Raw genomic sequence first — 14822 nt, forward strand, 5'->3', positions numbered from 1 at the left:
TGCGATTTCCTCCTTCGGATAGTGGACGAAGCGGCAGGGTTACTTCAAGGAACCGACCATGACGCCTTTTTCGAAATATTTTTGGAAGAACGGATACATCACGATCAGCGGCAGACTGGACACGACGATCGACGAATACTTGATCATTTCCGACAGTCTCTTCAGCTCCGCCATCGCCTGCTGGTCGCCGATCATGCCGGGCGCCGCCTGGTTCTGGATCAGGATCGAACGCAGCACGAGCTGCAGCGGGAACAGCTTGGAGTTTTCGAGATAGATCATGGCGTCGAAATACGAATTCCACTGCCCGACGAACGCGTAGAGCGCCAGCACGAACATGATCGGCTTGGAGAGCGGAATGACGATGCGCATAAAGATTTTGAATTCCGAAGCGCCGTCGACATTCGCGGCTTCCTTGAGTTCTTTCGGAATGCTTTTGAAAAAAGTCCGCGCCAGGATGATGTTCCACACGTTGACCGCGCCCGGTATGATGAGCGCCCACGGCGTGTCCAGCATGCCGAGCTGCCGGATCAGCAGGTAGGTCGGAATGAGTCCCCCGCCGAAAAACATCGTGATGATGAACAGCGTCATGACCAGCCTGCGCCCGGCCAGCGTCTCGTCCGCCAGCGCGTACCCCGCGCAGACCGAGACCAGAACCGTGAAGATGGCGAACGCCCCGGCATACAGCAGCGAGTTGAAGAAGCCGCGGATCATGGCGTCGTTGCTCAAAATTTTGCGGTACCCTTCGAGGCTCCAATCGGACGGGCTGAACGAAAGTCCCCGATTGAGCAGCACGGTCGGGTCCATGAACGAAGCCACGATGATATACACGAACGGGACGACGACGACGAGAACGGCCAACGTGAGGAACAATCCGTTTAACAGAAGCAGAAACCGGTCGAACGGCGTATTTTTGACAGTCATCGCGGTTCCCTCCTTTCCGGCAAGATTAGTAGAGGCCCTGATTGTCGTTGAGCTTTTTGACGACGAAATTCACGGTGAGCAGCAGAATGACGTTGATGACGGAATTGAACAATCCTACGGCCGCCGAGTACGAATAATCCCCCGACTGCAGGCCGACTTTGTAGACGTAGGTCGCGATGATCTCCGAAGACGGGAGGTTCATCGACGTCTGAAGCAGATAGGCTTTCTCGAAGCCGATCGACATGATGCCGCCCGCCGCCAGAATGAAGACGATGGCCATGATCGGCTTGATCGTCGGCAGGTCGATATGCCAGATTCGCCGCAGCAGGCTTGCTCCGTCCAGGCTGGCCGCGTTATGCAGCTCGGGATCGACGCCCGCCAGCGCCGCCACGTAAATGATCGAAGCCCAGCCGGCGGTCGCCCAGATGTCGGACAGGATGTACACCCAGCGGAAGTAAGCGGGATCGGTCATGAACATCAGCGGTTGGCCGAAGATCCAGGTCGCCACCGCGTTGATCGGCCCGGTCGGAGACAAGAAAATGAACAGCATCCCGGCAATGACGACGACCGACACGAAATTGGGCGCGTACAGAAACAGTTGAATGTTCTTTTTCGCTCCGGCTTTGCGGACCTGATTGAGCATCAGCGCCAACAGAATCGGAACCGGAAAGCCGAACAGCAGTCCGTAGAAGCTGAGTTTAAGCGTGTTCATAAAGATGACTTCGAAATTGGGCGAGTACAGAAACTTCTCAAAGTACTTCAGTCCCGCCCACTCGCTGTTCAGAATTCCCCGGATCGGACTGAATTCCTTAAAAGCGATTACGGCGCCGTACATCGGCACGTATTTGAAGATCACGGTTAATAAAAGCGCCGGTGCAAGCAGCAGGTACAGAAATCCGTTCTTTTTGAACGTCCCCAGCCGACTGCCCGCCGCTTTTTTTCGGTGAAGCGGCCGGCTGCCGGTCCCGGTCTCTGCCGAATTCTCCATTCCCCTTCCTCCATTCCTTGCTGATCGATTTGGTCGCGGCAGATCGTAAGGGCTTACATTTTACGTTTGACCTCTTCCGCGTTTACAATTTAACAGAGGGATGATTCATATGTCAACTCATTTTGTCAAAATAATTTTTACATTTGTTTGATAATCATTAGGCATTAACGCTTTTATAAATTTACATTTGTAAACAACGGATTGCTATTCGGCACTTTTTGCGTTACATTTGACGATGTAAGCCTTATCTTCGCGCCGACCGGCGGCAGAAGCTTCTTATCCTAACCGAATCGAAAAAGGTGGACCGCATCCATGGCCAAAGAGAAAGTGACCATTCAACATATCGCGGACGCGCTCGGCATTTCCCGCAACACGGCTTCCAAAGCGCTGAACGACAGCGGGAGCATACCCGAAGAAACCCGCGCCCGCGTGATCAAAAAGGCGATCGAGCTGAAGTACAAGCAGTTCGCGTATATGGAAAGCGACGGTTTTTTGCCCAAAAAAACAGGCAATATCGCGCTGCTGACGACCAATATGCCGAACACGTCGCATTTCGGCTCCCAGGTCATCAGCGGACTGGAAAAAAAGATCAGCCTGGAAGGCTATAATCTGTCGATCCATATCGTGCGCGACGACGAGCGGGGCGAACGCGCGCTTCCGGTCAACTTCGACGCGGGCGGCGTGGACGGCATCGTCTGCATCGAGCTGTTCGATCCCGTCTACAGCCGCCTGCTCACCGAACTCGGCATTCCGGTCATCTTTATCGACTGCGCGGCCGACGCTTTCTACCCCGACTTCGGCGCCGACGTTCTGCTGATGGAAAACGAACACAGCACCTATGCGATGACGCGCAAATTGATCGAGGACGGCCTGACCGAAATCGGATTCGTCGGCGACTATAACCACTGCAAAAGCTTCCGCGAGCGCTGGATCGGCTACGGACGCGCGCTGACGGATGCCGGCCTCGGCATTCCCCGCGAACAATCCATCCTCGACGAAGACCGCTTTTTCCTGTTCGAGACCGATTGGATGGAACGCCGCTTGGAGCGGATCGCGAACATGCCGCAGGCGTTCGTATGCGCCAACGATTTTATCGCCGTCCGTCTGATGCGCGCGCTCAAAAACAGCGGGCTGTCCGTGCCCGGCGACGTGCGCGTCTGCGGCTTCGACGACTCGTCGGAATCGCGGATCGTGGAACCCCATCTGACGACCGTGCACATTTACAGCAGCGACATGGGCGTCAAAGCCGGCGAAATGCTGCTGTCCCGCATCCGGAATCCGCAGCAGCCGTATCAGGTCACCCATGTGTACACCAAGCCGATCCCCCGGGAATCGACGGCGGAAGGACAGCATAAAAGCTGATGCCTCGACCCAACTTTTTTACGCCGGGAAACGTTTAGACACCGAATTCTTCCGGCGGAGCCGACCGTCGCGGTCGTCATGCGGAGCAGCGGCCCGGAGAACCATACGAAGAAAGAGCAGCCGGAAAAGGGACGGAACGAATCTGAGTGATCCCGTCCCGTTCGGGCGGTGCATCCCCTTATAAAAGGAGTCATTCCCCATGATCAAAAACGAAAAAATCAAAGCCGCCGAAGTGGACGTCACCGGCGTAAACGGCGAAGCTTTGGGCGTCATGCCCACAAGCGAAGCGCTGAAGCTGGCGAAGGAGCTGGGCGTGGACCTGGTCTGCACCTCCCTTTACTCCAGTCCTCCTCCCTGCACCCTGATCTCTTCCGGCAAAGCGAAGGAAGCGAAGCAGCAGGAGAAAAAAGCGGCCCGGCCGGCGAAAGTAAAAGAAATCCGGCTGACCGCGAACATCGAAGAGCACGATTACGAGACGAAAAAGAACCAGGCGCAGCGCATCCTCGAAGGCGGCGATTCCGTCCAATTCGTGGTGAAAGTATCCGGCAAGGAAGGCGCGAAAGCGAAGGAACTGCTGGAAGAGCTGCTGCGCGACCTGAAAGGAACCGGGCAGAAAAAAACCGGCATTCAAGTCAGCGGCAAACAGGCGGCGGTGCAGGTGGACCCGGCCTAAGCGACGGTTCCCGTTTGGGGCCGATCCCGGCATTTTCGCAAAAGGAAGTGAAGAAATGGACACCGCGAACACCGCTTCATTGAACGACGATCTCTATGCCCTGCTCGACGGTACGCGGCTGGAGCGCAAAACGGAGATCGCCATGACGCTGCACACCGTCGACGGGGAAGGCTATCCGCATCAGGCGATGGTCAGCGCCGGCGAAGTGTGGGCCGAATCGCGCGGCCGGCTGCGAATCGCCTTGTGGCTCGGCACGAACACGGCGGGCAATCTGCTGCGCGACGGCAAAGGACTGCTCGGCGTCGTATGCGGCGGGGTGTCGTATACCGTCCGCCTGCGCGCGGAGCCGCTGCCGGAACTCCCGGACGCGCGGCATCCCCGCGCCCGCTTCGCCGCGTCCGTGCTGGAAACCCGCGCCGACGTCGCCAAATACGCGGCGCTGACGAGCGGCATCACGATCGAACTGCACGACCCCGGCGCCGTCGTGGCGCGGTGGGAAGAAACATTGGAGGAATTGAAGCGATGAACGAAACAAGAACGAAAAACGGCAGCTCCATTTTCGATTGGAGCGAATTCCCGCTGTTGGAGACGCCCCGCCTGATTCTGCGCGAAGCGCGGCCCGAAGACCGCGACGGCCTGTTCGCGCTCTATGCGGACGAAGAAGTGATGCGCTATCTGCCGCTCGATCCTTTTGAAACGGCGGAAGAAGCGGATGACGAAATGGGCTGGCACGCCCGCATTTTCCGCGAACGCACCGGCATCCGCTGGATGATCGAAGAGCGGGAGAGCGGCGCCTTCGTCGGCACCTGCGGCTTCCTCGGCATCGAACGCGAACATAACCGGATGGAGATCGGCTACGATCTGGCGCGCGGACATTGGGGCAAAGGGCTGATGCCGGAAGCGGTGCGCGCCGTGCTGGACTTCGGCTTCGGCCCGCTTCGCGCCAACAAGATCGAAGCGCGGGTCGACCCGGACAACTCGGCGTCGGTCCGGCTGATGGACAAGCTCGGCTTCGTGCGGGAAGGGCTGCTGAGGCAGCACGAATTCGAAAAAGGACGCTACGTGGACCTGGCCGCCTATTCGATGCTGGCGAGCGAATACGGGCAGGAAAGCCGGTAAACGGGAGCGCCGCAGAGGCGGTAAAACGGCGCAGGTGCAAGGACAACAAAAATGCGGCCTAGCGGCCGCATTTTTTGTTGTCTTTTTACGAGGGATGCTTCCCTTACTGACCGTATCCGTCCGTTCCCCCGCGGTACTTCGCATACGCGCCGTAAGCGATATAAGCGGCGCCGAGAACCGCGTAGGCATAACGAGCCCAGCGGAACCAATCGCCGGCCCCGGCCGCTTCGCCCAATGCCGAAGCCGCGACCAGGATCACGACCGCCAATCCCGCATTTTCCACTAACCGATATTCAGGGCCGTGCCGGACCGTGCGATAACCGATAAATCCCAATGAGAGAAGCATGAATGCCAGCAGCAAATAAGTAAGCAAGTCCCGTCCTTCTTTCCATGCTTTTTCTTTTGATTATAGGCGATTCGGCATGAAGGAGCGACTTCGCTTCGTCTGCGGTCATATTCCCGGCCAAAGCTGCACCGCTGCGCTTTCGCTCTGCTGCAGAACGTACAGCAAAAAAACCGACTCTCCGTAAAGAGTCGGGGTCAACGCAAATCGCGGAACCTGATTCCACAGCGTAATCAACCCGGTCCTATCGCTCGACCGCTCAATCCCCCGCTTCCTCGTGCATATCCTGTCCGTTGTACAACCCGCTGTAGAACCCGCCCTGCTCCAGCAGTTCTTCGTGCGAACCGTGCTCCAGCAGGCCGCCGTCCTTCAAGACGAGAATCTGATCCGCCTGGCGGATCGTGTTGAGCCGGTGGGCGATGACGAAGCTGGTCCGGCCTTTCATCAGGCGCTGAAGCCCCTGCTGAATCTTGATCTCCGTCACGGTATCGATGCTGCTGGTCGCCTCGTCGAGCACGAGAATCGCCGGATCGGCGAGCATCGCGCGGGCGATGGCGAGCAGCTGCTTCTGTCCCTGGCTGATCCCGCTGCCGCCGTTATCCAACATCTTGTCGTAGCCGCCCTCCAGCCGGACGATAAACGAATGCGCATTGGCGAGCTTGGCCGCTTCTTCGACTTCTTCGTCCGTCGCGTCCAGGCGGCCGTAGCGAATATTTTCCCGGATCGTGCCTTGGAACAGGAACGTATCCTGCAGCACGAACGCCATATGCGAGCGCAGATTCTCGCGCTGGATCGAGCCGATCTCGCGGCCGTCGATCGTGATCTTGCCGCTGCTGGCGTCATAAAAGCGGGACAACAGCTGAATCAGCGTCGTCTTGCCGGCGCCGGTCGGACCGACCAGCGCGATCGTCTCGCCGGGCTTCGCTTCGAACGAGATGTCCGACAGCGTCGTCTGTCCTTCGTCGTATCCGAACGAGACGTCTTCGAATTTGACCGCGCCTTCGATCCGGTCGAGCTTGGAGGCTTTCCCTTCGTCTTTGTTTTCCACTTCTTCGTCCATGATCTCGAATACCCGCTCCGCGCCGGCGATCGCCGAGAGCAGCGTGTTCCACTGGTTCGCCAGATCGTTCAACGGACGGGTGAACTGGCGCGCGTATTCGACGAAAATGATGATCACGCCGACCGTCACCTGGCCGTTGATCGCGAGAATGCCGCCGAGCCCGGCGACGAGCGCGAAGCTGAGGTTGTTAAGGCTGTTCATCAGCTTCGGGATCATGCCGGAGATCGTCTGTGCCCAGAAGCCGGACAGCCGGATGCGCTCGTTGCGCACGGCGAATTCCTGCTTGACCCGGTCTTCTTGGGAAAATGCCTTGATGATGCGCTGTCCGGACAGCGTTTCCTCGATATAGCCGTTCAGGTCGCCCAGATTGCTCTGGCGCTCCTTGAACAAAGGACCGGTGCGCCGGGTAATCCATCGCATGCCCAGCGCCATCAGCGGCACGACGATAAACGTCAGCAGCGTCAGCAGCGGGCTTAAGGACAGCATGACGCCGAGCGTGCCGAACAGAATCAGAATGCTGGAAAAAATCTGGATCGCCGAACTGTTCAGCGTGGCGCTGACGTTCTCCATATCGTTCGTGACCCGGCTCATCAGCTCGCCCTGCTGACGTTTGCCGAAGAACGGAATCGGCAGCTTGTGCAGATGGGAAAACAGATCGACCCGCATCCGGTATACCGTTTCCTGCGCGATCTCGATCATCCAGATGCTCTGCAGGAACATGGCGATCGGACCCAGCAGATAGACGATGCCGAGCACGATCAGGAAGCGGCCCCAGCCGAGCCCCCAGAAGCCGTCTCCTCCGCTCAAGTAGTCGTCGACCGCGACTCCGATCATATACGGGCCGAGCAGCGACAGCGCCGAACTGATCAATACCATAAACAGGACCAATCCGAGCTTCAGCTTGCGGCGGGCCAGGTAGGCCCAGATTCGGGCCAACGTACCGGAGACGTTTTTGGCCCGCTTTTTCTTCTTGTATTCGCCGCTGGCCTTCGACGGATCGGCGATGACCGGCGGCCGAGGCTGCAGGAAGGGCTCGGTCAGCGCATTGGACTTAGGCATGCAGCGCTTCCCCCTTTTCAAATTGGGATTCGTAAATGTGGCGGTAAAGCTTCGAATTCCGCATCAGTTCGCCGTGCGTTCCTCTTTCGATCAAACGTCCTTCGTCCAGCAGCAGAATCAGATCCGCCGCTTCGGTGGAGCTGATCTTCTGCGTGATCAGGAACGTCGTGCACGCGATGTCTTCCAGCGCGCCGAGCAGTTTCGCTTCGGTCGCCAGATCGAGCGCGCTCGTGCTGTCGTCCAGAATCAGGATTGCCGGCCGGCGGACCAGCGCGCGGGCGATCGACAGGCGCTGCTTCTGGCCGCCGGACAGATTCACGCCCCGCTGGCCGAGCTGCGTGTCGTAGCCGTTCGGAAGCTTCTCGATCGTCTCGTGGATCTGGGCGATTTTCGCCGCTTGAACGATCTCTTCGATCGAGGCGTCTTCGCGCCCCCAGGCGATGTTTTCGCGGATCGAGCCGGTGAACAGCAGCACTTCCTGCGGCACGTAGCCGATGCTGCGGCGCAGATGTTCCGTGTTCCATTCGTCGATGCCCCGGCCGTCGATCTTGATCTGTCCCCGGTCGCGGTCGTACAGATGCGGAATGAGCTGCACCAGCGACGACTTGCCCGAACCGGTGGCGCCCATAATGGCGACCCGCCTGCCCGCGCCGATCTTGAACGAAATATCTTCCAGCACTTTGATATCGCTGGTCGGATATTTGAACGCGACGTTTTCGAATTCGACTTCGCCTTGAACGGCCGGCTCGGCCGACCGGTCGGCGGAATCGGCGGACGGAACTTTCGGCAGCGCGGAAGCTCCGGCTTCGGCACGGCCGCGCTCTGCTCCTGTGCGGTCCGCGAATTCGCCGCTCTCCGTGTCCATGACTTCGCCGATCCGCTGCGCGGAAGCTCCGGCGCGCGAGAACGTGACCGCGATCCAGGAAAAGGCGGACAGCGCGCCGATCGTGCGCAGCGCGTAATTGGCGACGGCGACCACTTCGCCGACGCTGGCGCTTCCGCTCGCGATGTCCGCGCGGCCGAACCACAGCACGGCGACGATCGCAACGTTCATGACGAGCATAATGAACGGCATCGTCGTTTCCGTCAGGCGCAGCGCCGACACCGTGTTTTTCATCAGCTTGCCGCTGGAAGCCGCGAAGCGGCCGTTCTCGTGCTTCATCCGGACAAAGACGCGGATCAGACGGATACCGGTCAGGTTTTCCTGGATGACGCTGTTGACCTTATCGAGCCGGCGCTGAACGTTCTTGAACATTCCGCCCGCGCGGCGCATGATCCACAAGACAAACACGAGCAGCAGCGGAACGGTCAGAGCGAGCAGCAGACCCAGCTTGATATTGACGATCATCGCCATGATCACGCTGCCCGCGACGACCAGCGGAACCCGCGTCATGAAGCGCAGACTCATGAATACCGTATCCTGCAGCATCGTGACGTCGCCCGTCATCCGCGTAATCAGCGACGAAGTGGCGAACCTGCTGAACACGGAATAAGAAAACGATTGCACTTTGTCGTACAATTTTTCGCGCAGATCGCTGGCGAAGCCCTGACTCGCATAGGAGGCGAAGAACGAACTGGCCACCCCCGCTCCGAACGCGAATACGGCTCCCGCGACCAGAATTCCGCCCCACATCCAGACTACGCCGAGATCCGAATTCGCGATGCCGTCATCGATAATCTTCGAGATCAGATACGGTTGAGCCAGCTCGACCGCCAGCTCGATGACCATCATGAGCAGCGCCAGAAGAGATGCGGTACGGTATTTTTTTAAAAAGGCAAACACTAGCGACATGATCATTCCTCCGAACCGTACAGCGTTTAATGTTAAAGACCTCAACCGAAACCATCCGACCAACAACCTTGCAAGCGCCCCTTGAAAAGCGATATTTCCATTATACCGGATTATGTTAAAAATTATTTACCCCCCAACCAAGCCGAAAAACTTCCTCGGAGGGCGAATGTTAAAATTTCGCATATTTATGCGTGATTAGCGAATTTGCGAAAGGGTAACTATAGAATCGAAAGCCCATCAAACCGAAGGAGTGATCTTGATGCCCAATTCCCCAAGAATGAACGGCAAAGTCTCGGTCGTTACCGGAGCCGGCTCCGGCATCGGGCGCGCCGCCGCGCTGCTGCTCGCGCGAGAAGGCGCGAAAGTCGCCCTGATCGATCGCGATTCCCAGTTCGTCGAGAGCGTCCGCGCCGAGATCGAAGCGGCCGGCGGACAAGCGCTGGCGCTGACCGTCGACATCTCCGCGCCCGCCCAGTACCGCGAAGCGCTGGAGAAGGTCGCAGGCGAATACGGCAAAATCGATACGCTGTTCGCCAACGCCGGCATCCTGGGCGTCGTCGGCCCGATTGAATCGATCGAAGACGACGAATGGGACGAGACGATCACGAATAACGTCAAAGGCACGTTCACCAGCGTCAAATACGCCATTCCTTACTTGAAAGAAAACGGCAAAGGCAGCATTGTCCTGACCAGCTCGCTCAGCGGCACCCGCGTCTTTTCGCAAAAAGGCTTCTCCGCCTACAGCACGTCCAAAGCGTCGATCGCCGCGTTCGGCCAAATGGCCGCGTTCGAGCTGGCGCCGTCCAATATCCGCGTCAACGTCGTGGCTCCGGGCACGATCGACACGAACATTTTCAGCAGCGAGGACAAGGAACCGGAAGCGGACGATATGAACACCAAACCCGTCGAATACCCGGAAGGCACGGTACCGCTGCCGGAAGGCAACGGCAAGCCGGAGCAGGTCGCGAATCTGGTGCTGTTCCTCTCTTCGGAGGAGTCGGATCACATCAGCGGCGCGGTCGTGCATATCGACGGGGCGGAATCGCTGTTCGTGGGATGACTTCGACCCAGACTCGGAACGGAAAAAGAAGCAGCCTGGAAGGCTGCTTCTTGCCGCCGGGAGAAGGTCCTCGTGAGGAAAGTCCGGGACTGCGCGCGAGATTCATTTCGGCCGCTTGTTGAAGCGGAGAACGGGAAGCCGACAAGCTGCCGGCGGACCGCACCGAGCCGTTTTCCCGCCGAGGATGATCGCCGCCGGACCGCGCCGCCTTTTTGCGAAGCAAACAGTCGCCTGCCGAAGCAAGCCGCCGACGAAGCGAAGCGCACCGAGCCGAGGATGATCGCCGCCGGCGCATACAGCGCGTTCGCTCCGGAACAGGCCGACGGATTCCGTTTTCGAATAATTGCGAATAAGCACTTATTTGGCTCCAAAATAGTCTTTCTCAGAAAATAGCTGCAGCAGAGCAGCTATTTTTGCTTTTAATCCCCTTTTTACGTCCTTTTCCGCGAAATAGCTGCTCTGACGCAGTTATTTTCAAAAAACGCTCGATGATTCAGGAAATAGCTGCTCTTATGCAGCTATTCCGTCAGGGTGCCGAGTACGTGTCCTGCTCGCAGCGCCGCTTCGGCCTTCCTTTCCCCTATTCGTATGCTCTATTCGCATGACCTCTTCACATTCCCAGTTTGCAAGAGCACTTTTCCGCGGACAAGTTCAGTTTCCGCTTAGTTCGGCCGAATTCGCGAACACCCGCCGCGCAATTTCCCGTTTTCCTCCGTCGAACGCGAGCTTGAACGTCTCCTCCGCCCGAATATCCTGCGACGAGAAGCCGAGCATGACGTCGAGCTGCACGTTTTCCAGCACCAGCTTCAGATCGCGGTCGTGGTAGCCGAGCGAATCGAATAAGATCTCGAATTTCAGCGAGACGCGGCCGCCGGCCGGGATGCTCACGCGCTTGTACGCCTTCAGCTCGCGCTCCGGCTGGAGCACGCTGGCGTACTTTTTGCGGACGTACACCTGCACGACCTGATCGCCTTCGCGGCCGCCCGTGTTAAGCACGTCCGCCGTTACCGCGATGCCGTCCGCCGTCTGCTCGAACCGGACGTTTTCCGCTTCGAACGTCGTGTAGCTCAAGCCGTAGCCGAACGGGTACAGCGGCGCCAGATCCATCTCCAAGTATTTGCCGCGCCAGAACTGCTTGTGTCCGGTGGCGAGCTGCGAATAGTGCACCGGCAGCTGGCCCAGCGCTTTCGGCAGCGTGACCGAGAGTTTACCGCCCGGATTGTATGCGCCGGTCAGCGTCTCCGCGATCGCTTCCGCTCCGCGCATTCCCGGCTTCCAAGCTTCGAGAATGGCGTCCATCGACTGACTTTCTTCCAACAGCTCGAGCGGACGCGCGTTGCACAGCACCAGCACCACCGGGCGGCCGGTTTCCTTGAGGGCACGCAGCAATTTTTTCTGCTCGTGCGACAGGCAGATCTCCACGCGATCCGTCGATTCGCCGCTGTCGTTTTCCCGTCCCATGCCGCTCGTGTCGCCGCAGACCGCCACGATCACGTCCGCGTCTTGAGCGATCTCGACCGCCGCCTCGATCTGGTAGAAGTCGGCGTCGCCGTTATAATCGAACGTGTCCTTGATCCCGATCGAATACGTCACTTCCGACTGCGGCAGCGCGCTTTTCAGCGCTTCGTAGACGGTCGGCATGTCCTGATGGTAAAGGTCCTCGTAGCGCGTGTCCTTCTTTTTGAAAAAGAGCGTCCGGGCCAGCACTTCTTCTTCCGTCAGTCCTTCGGAATGGTAATACATGTCTTCGATATGAGCCGGATACGAATAGTCGCTGTAAGCGAACTCTTTGACGTGCGCGAGCGGACCGACCACGGCCACCTTGCGAAGCGAAGGCTTCAGCGGCAGAATGCCGTTCTCGTTCTTGAGCAGCGTCATCGTGCGCAGCGCCATCTCTTTCGACAGCTCTACCATGTCCGGTGTACAAACGGAAGACTCAACCGCGGATTCGTCCACGTAAGGATTGTCGAACAGACCGAGGCGGAATTTCAGATCGAGCACTTTGCGCACGGCGGAGTCGACCAATCCGGGCTCCACTTCGCCTTTTTCCACGAGTCCCTTCAAATATTTCTCGAACATGAAGTCCAGTTCGCATTCGATGCCCGCTTCCAGCGCCAGCTTTACCGCTTCTTCCTGGGTCTCGCAGTATTCCTGGAACGACTGGATCAGCTGGATGCCGTTGCCGTCCGAGACGGTCAGGCCTTCGAAGCCCAATTTATTTTGCAGCAGTTCGCGCAGAATATGGGAGGAAGCGTGCACCGGAACCTGATCGATCTCGTGGTACGCCGCCATGACCGACAGTGCGCCCGCGTCGCGGATCGCCGCTTCGAACGGAACGGCGTAGCCGTCCAGCAGCTCGCGGTCCGTAATATGCACCGGTCCGCAGTTGCGCCCGCCGTCGCTGATCCCCTGGGCCACGAAATGCTTCAGCGTCGCGATGATCCCCTTCGTCAGATCGTCCGACTGCAGCCCCTGCACGTAGGCCGAGCCGTATTGGCTGACCAGATAGACGTCTTCGCCGAACGATTCCTCGTAGCGGCCGTAGCGGTGGTCGCGGATCACGTCGACGACCGGCCCGAGCGCCCAGCGTTCGCCGGTGGCGATCATCTCGCGGCGCATGGCGTCGGCCATCCGGCGCACCGGCTCTTCGTCGAACATGGCGCCGGCGCCGATGTTTTGCGGGAAAAGGGTATGGTTGCGGCTGAGCACGCCCGACGTCGCCTCGGTCATGAACAGCACGGGAATGCCGAGCCGGGTTTCTTCCACGAAGTGCTTCTGGATGGTGTTCATCGCGCGCGCCATTTCCGCCGGAAGCAGATCCGTCGCTCCTCCGATCCGTCCGATATAGCCGCAGCCGTGCGGGACGTTCCTGCTCGTCAATTCGGCCGAGAAAACGAAGTTTTGCACGTCGGAGATCATGCTTCCCGTGCGCGCGGATGTGAGCTGGGCGATTTTCTCCTCCAGCGTCATTTGTGCAAGAAGATGGTCCACACGTTCCTGTACCGGCTTCGATGCGTCTTTATACGTCATATCGAGTGCTGCCCCCTTTGGTAGGATACCGATGTGCTGCGCATTCATGTAAACGCTTTACTTTACGAGTACGATTATATAAAACCTTTTCGGAAAAATCTACGCCGCCTCGCAAAAAACGCCGCCTTCCCTTAGGAAAGCGGCGTTTCCGCGTTGTCCGACGAACATTTCACGCCGGCTGGCTTTAGCCCTGAGGCTGCGTTTGCGGCACCGGCTGCGGCTGCGGCACCGGCTGCGTTTGCGGCACTGGCTGCGTTTGCGGCACCGGCTGCGTTTGCGGCACTGGCTGCGTTTGCGGCACCGGCTCTAATTGGGGCTGCGGCTGCTGAGGCAGCGTAATATCTTCTTCGATCTTGATCGGCGTGTGGAAGGCGTCCGCCTCAAGCAGCGGAGCGACCATGGCCGCCATTTCGCTGCGCGTGACTTTTTTGTTCGGGTTCAGCGTTCCGGTGCTCGTCGCTTCGATCAGGCCGGCCGCGTAGGCCGCGCCCACGTCGTCCAGCGCCCATACCGGAATGTTGCCTACGCCGCCCAGTCCCTGCGGGAGAGGCTGCGATTCCAGATGAGCGGCGCGCGCGACCATGGCGGCCGCTTCGGCGCGGGTCACCGGCTTTTTAGGGCCGAATGTGTCGCCGTCGAGATAACCTTCGTAGATACCCGCCGCGGACAGGCCGCCGACGTAGCGGATCGCCCAGTCCGGGATGGGATCGGTGAAATACACGTCGAAAATGCTGCCGTTCGCGTTCATCGCGCGGCCGAGAATAACCGTAAAGTCGGCACGGCCGATCTCCGCCGCGGGCCGGAATTTACGGTCTTTGGCCGGCTTGACGATGCCTTCGTTATACAGCGTCATGATCGCGTCGCGATTCGGGTCTTTGGCGATATCGTAAAAAGGTTCTTTGGCTGCGAGCGCCGTAGGAGAGGCGGGAGCCGCAGGAGTTCCGGCAGCCGGCTTGGGCTTGCCCGTCGCCGAAGCGGCCGGCGTCTTCGTCCGATCGGCCGGCGTCTTATCGGTTCCCGCAGGAGCGGGAGCCGGGGCCGCCGTGTCGCCCGGAAGCGACTGCACGGGAGCTTCCGAAGCGGCAGAGACGCCGTCGGCGGGCGGAACCTCGTCGGACGGCATCGAAGTTCCGGGCCCCGCGGACGGAGCCGTCGGCGGAGCGGCTTGGAGCGGCGGAGCCGACGGCTCAGGCGATACGGCGCCGGCGGACGGCGCACCCGAGGAAGCGGACGGCGGCGTCTGCTCCGCGTGCGCGGCCGGGAAACTCAAGGCGGGCACCGCGATCAGGGAAGCGGCGGCCAGAATTAAGATTCGTTTGCGGGATCTGTGGGTGGTCGGCTTGTACATGTTTGATTTCTCCTCCTTGTAGCCCTGTCCGAGAGACAGGCGTGTCCAACGTTCGGATTCTATCGTT

12 protein-coding genes are annotated in these 14822 nt (G+C 59.2%); 5 read left to right on the plus strand and 7 right to left on the minus strand.

Features of this window, described 5'->3' with window-relative positions:
* Positions 1 to 39 precede the first annotated feature (39 nt).
* Both GYN08_RS07200 and GYN08_RS07205 read right to left on the minus strand, forming a co-directional pair.
* The gene (locus GYN08_RS07200) at positions 40 to 921 is read right to left on the minus strand and encodes a carbohydrate ABC transporter permease (RefSeq protein ID WP_166273510.1); all 882 of its coding nucleotides are present in this window, start codon (positions 919 to 921) and stop codon (positions 40 to 42) included.
* Positions 922 to 946: 25 nt separating this feature from the next.
* Complete coding sequence (locus GYN08_RS07205) at positions 947 to 1909, minus strand: ABC transporter permease (RefSeq protein WP_166273512.1); 963 nt, start codon at positions 1907 to 1909, stop codon at positions 947 to 949.
* A 312-nt stretch (positions 1910 to 2221) separates the two neighbouring features.
* Between GYN08_RS07205 and GYN08_RS07210 the strand changes: the two genes are divergently transcribed.
* The 4 genes from GYN08_RS07210 (at position 2222) to GYN08_RS07225 (ending at position 5063) form a co-directional block, all read left to right on the plus strand.
* A complete protein-coding gene (locus GYN08_RS07210) occupies positions 2222 to 3271 on the plus strand; it encodes a LacI family DNA-binding transcriptional regulator (RefSeq protein WP_166273514.1) in 1050 nt (349 codons plus the stop codon).
* Between the two features lie 199 nt (positions 3272 to 3470).
* Entirely contained in the window at positions 3471 to 3944 is a 474-nt protein-coding gene (gene infC / locus GYN08_RS07215) for a translation initiation factor IF-3 (RefSeq protein ID WP_166273516.1), read from the plus strand.
* 55 nt (positions 3945 to 3999) lie between these two features.
* Positions 4000 to 4470 (plus strand): pyridoxamine 5'-phosphate oxidase family protein, encoded by a 471-nt coding sequence (locus GYN08_RS07220; protein WP_166273518.1) that lies wholly within the window; start codon positions 4000 to 4002, stop codon positions 4468 to 4470.
* Complete coding sequence (locus tag GYN08_RS07225) at positions 4467 to 5063, plus strand: GNAT family N-acetyltransferase (RefSeq protein ID WP_166273520.1); 597 nt, start codon at positions 4467 to 4469, stop codon at positions 5061 to 5063. Before GYN08_RS07220 ends, GYN08_RS07225 begins: the two co-directional genes overlap by 4 nt.
* A 103-nt stretch (positions 5064 to 5166) precedes the next feature.
* On the opposite strand, the gene GYN08_RS07230 is transcribed toward GYN08_RS07225, so the two are convergent.
* From GYN08_RS07230 to GYN08_RS07240, 3 genes are all read right to left on the minus strand, one after another.
* Positions 5167 to 5436, minus strand: coding sequence for a hypothetical protein (locus GYN08_RS07230; protein ID WP_166273521.1), 270 nt, complete (start codon positions 5434 to 5436; stop codon positions 5167 to 5169).
* A 229-nt stretch (positions 5437 to 5665) separates the two neighbouring features.
* Positions 5666 to 7525: an ABC transporter ATP-binding protein gene (locus tag GYN08_RS07235; protein WP_166273522.1), complete on the minus strand. Its 1860-nt coding sequence runs from the start codon at positions 7523 to 7525 to the stop codon at positions 5666 to 5668.
* Complete coding sequence (locus tag GYN08_RS07240; RefSeq protein WP_166273523.1) at positions 7518 to 9317, minus strand: ABC transporter ATP-binding protein; 1800 nt, start codon at positions 9315 to 9317, stop codon at positions 7518 to 7520. The genes GYN08_RS07235 and GYN08_RS07240 overlap by 8 nt, the downstream gene beginning before the upstream one ends.
* A gap of 259 nt (positions 9318 to 9576) precedes the next feature.
* On the opposite strand from GYN08_RS07240, the gene GYN08_RS07245 reads away from it, so the two are divergent.
* The gene (locus GYN08_RS07245) at positions 9577 to 10377 is read left to right on the plus strand and encodes an SDR family oxidoreductase (protein ID WP_166273524.1); all 801 of its coding nucleotides are present in this window, start codon (positions 9577 to 9579) and stop codon (positions 10375 to 10377) included.
* 651 nt (positions 10378 to 11028) lie between these two features.
* Here the strand turns inward: GYN08_RS07245 and GYN08_RS07250 are convergent.
* Both GYN08_RS07250 and GYN08_RS07255 read right to left on the minus strand, forming a co-directional pair.
* The gene (locus tag GYN08_RS07250) at positions 11029 to 13407 is read right to left on the minus strand and encodes a glycoside hydrolase family 3 N-terminal domain-containing protein (protein WP_166273525.1); all 2379 of its coding nucleotides are present in this window, start codon (positions 13405 to 13407) and stop codon (positions 11029 to 11031) included.
* Positions 13408 to 13591: 184 nt separating this feature from the next.
* Positions 13592 to 14755: an S-layer homology domain-containing protein gene (locus GYN08_RS07255; protein ID WP_166273526.1), complete on the minus strand. Its 1164-nt coding sequence runs from the start codon at positions 14753 to 14755 to the stop codon at positions 13592 to 13594.
* Positions 14756 to 14822: the final 67 nt, after the last annotated feature.

The sequence above is a fragment of the Saccharibacillus alkalitolerans genome (genome assembly GCF_011090185.1).
Lineage (GTDB): Bacteria > Bacillota > Bacilli > Paenibacillales > Paenibacillaceae > Saccharibacillus > Saccharibacillus alkalitolerans.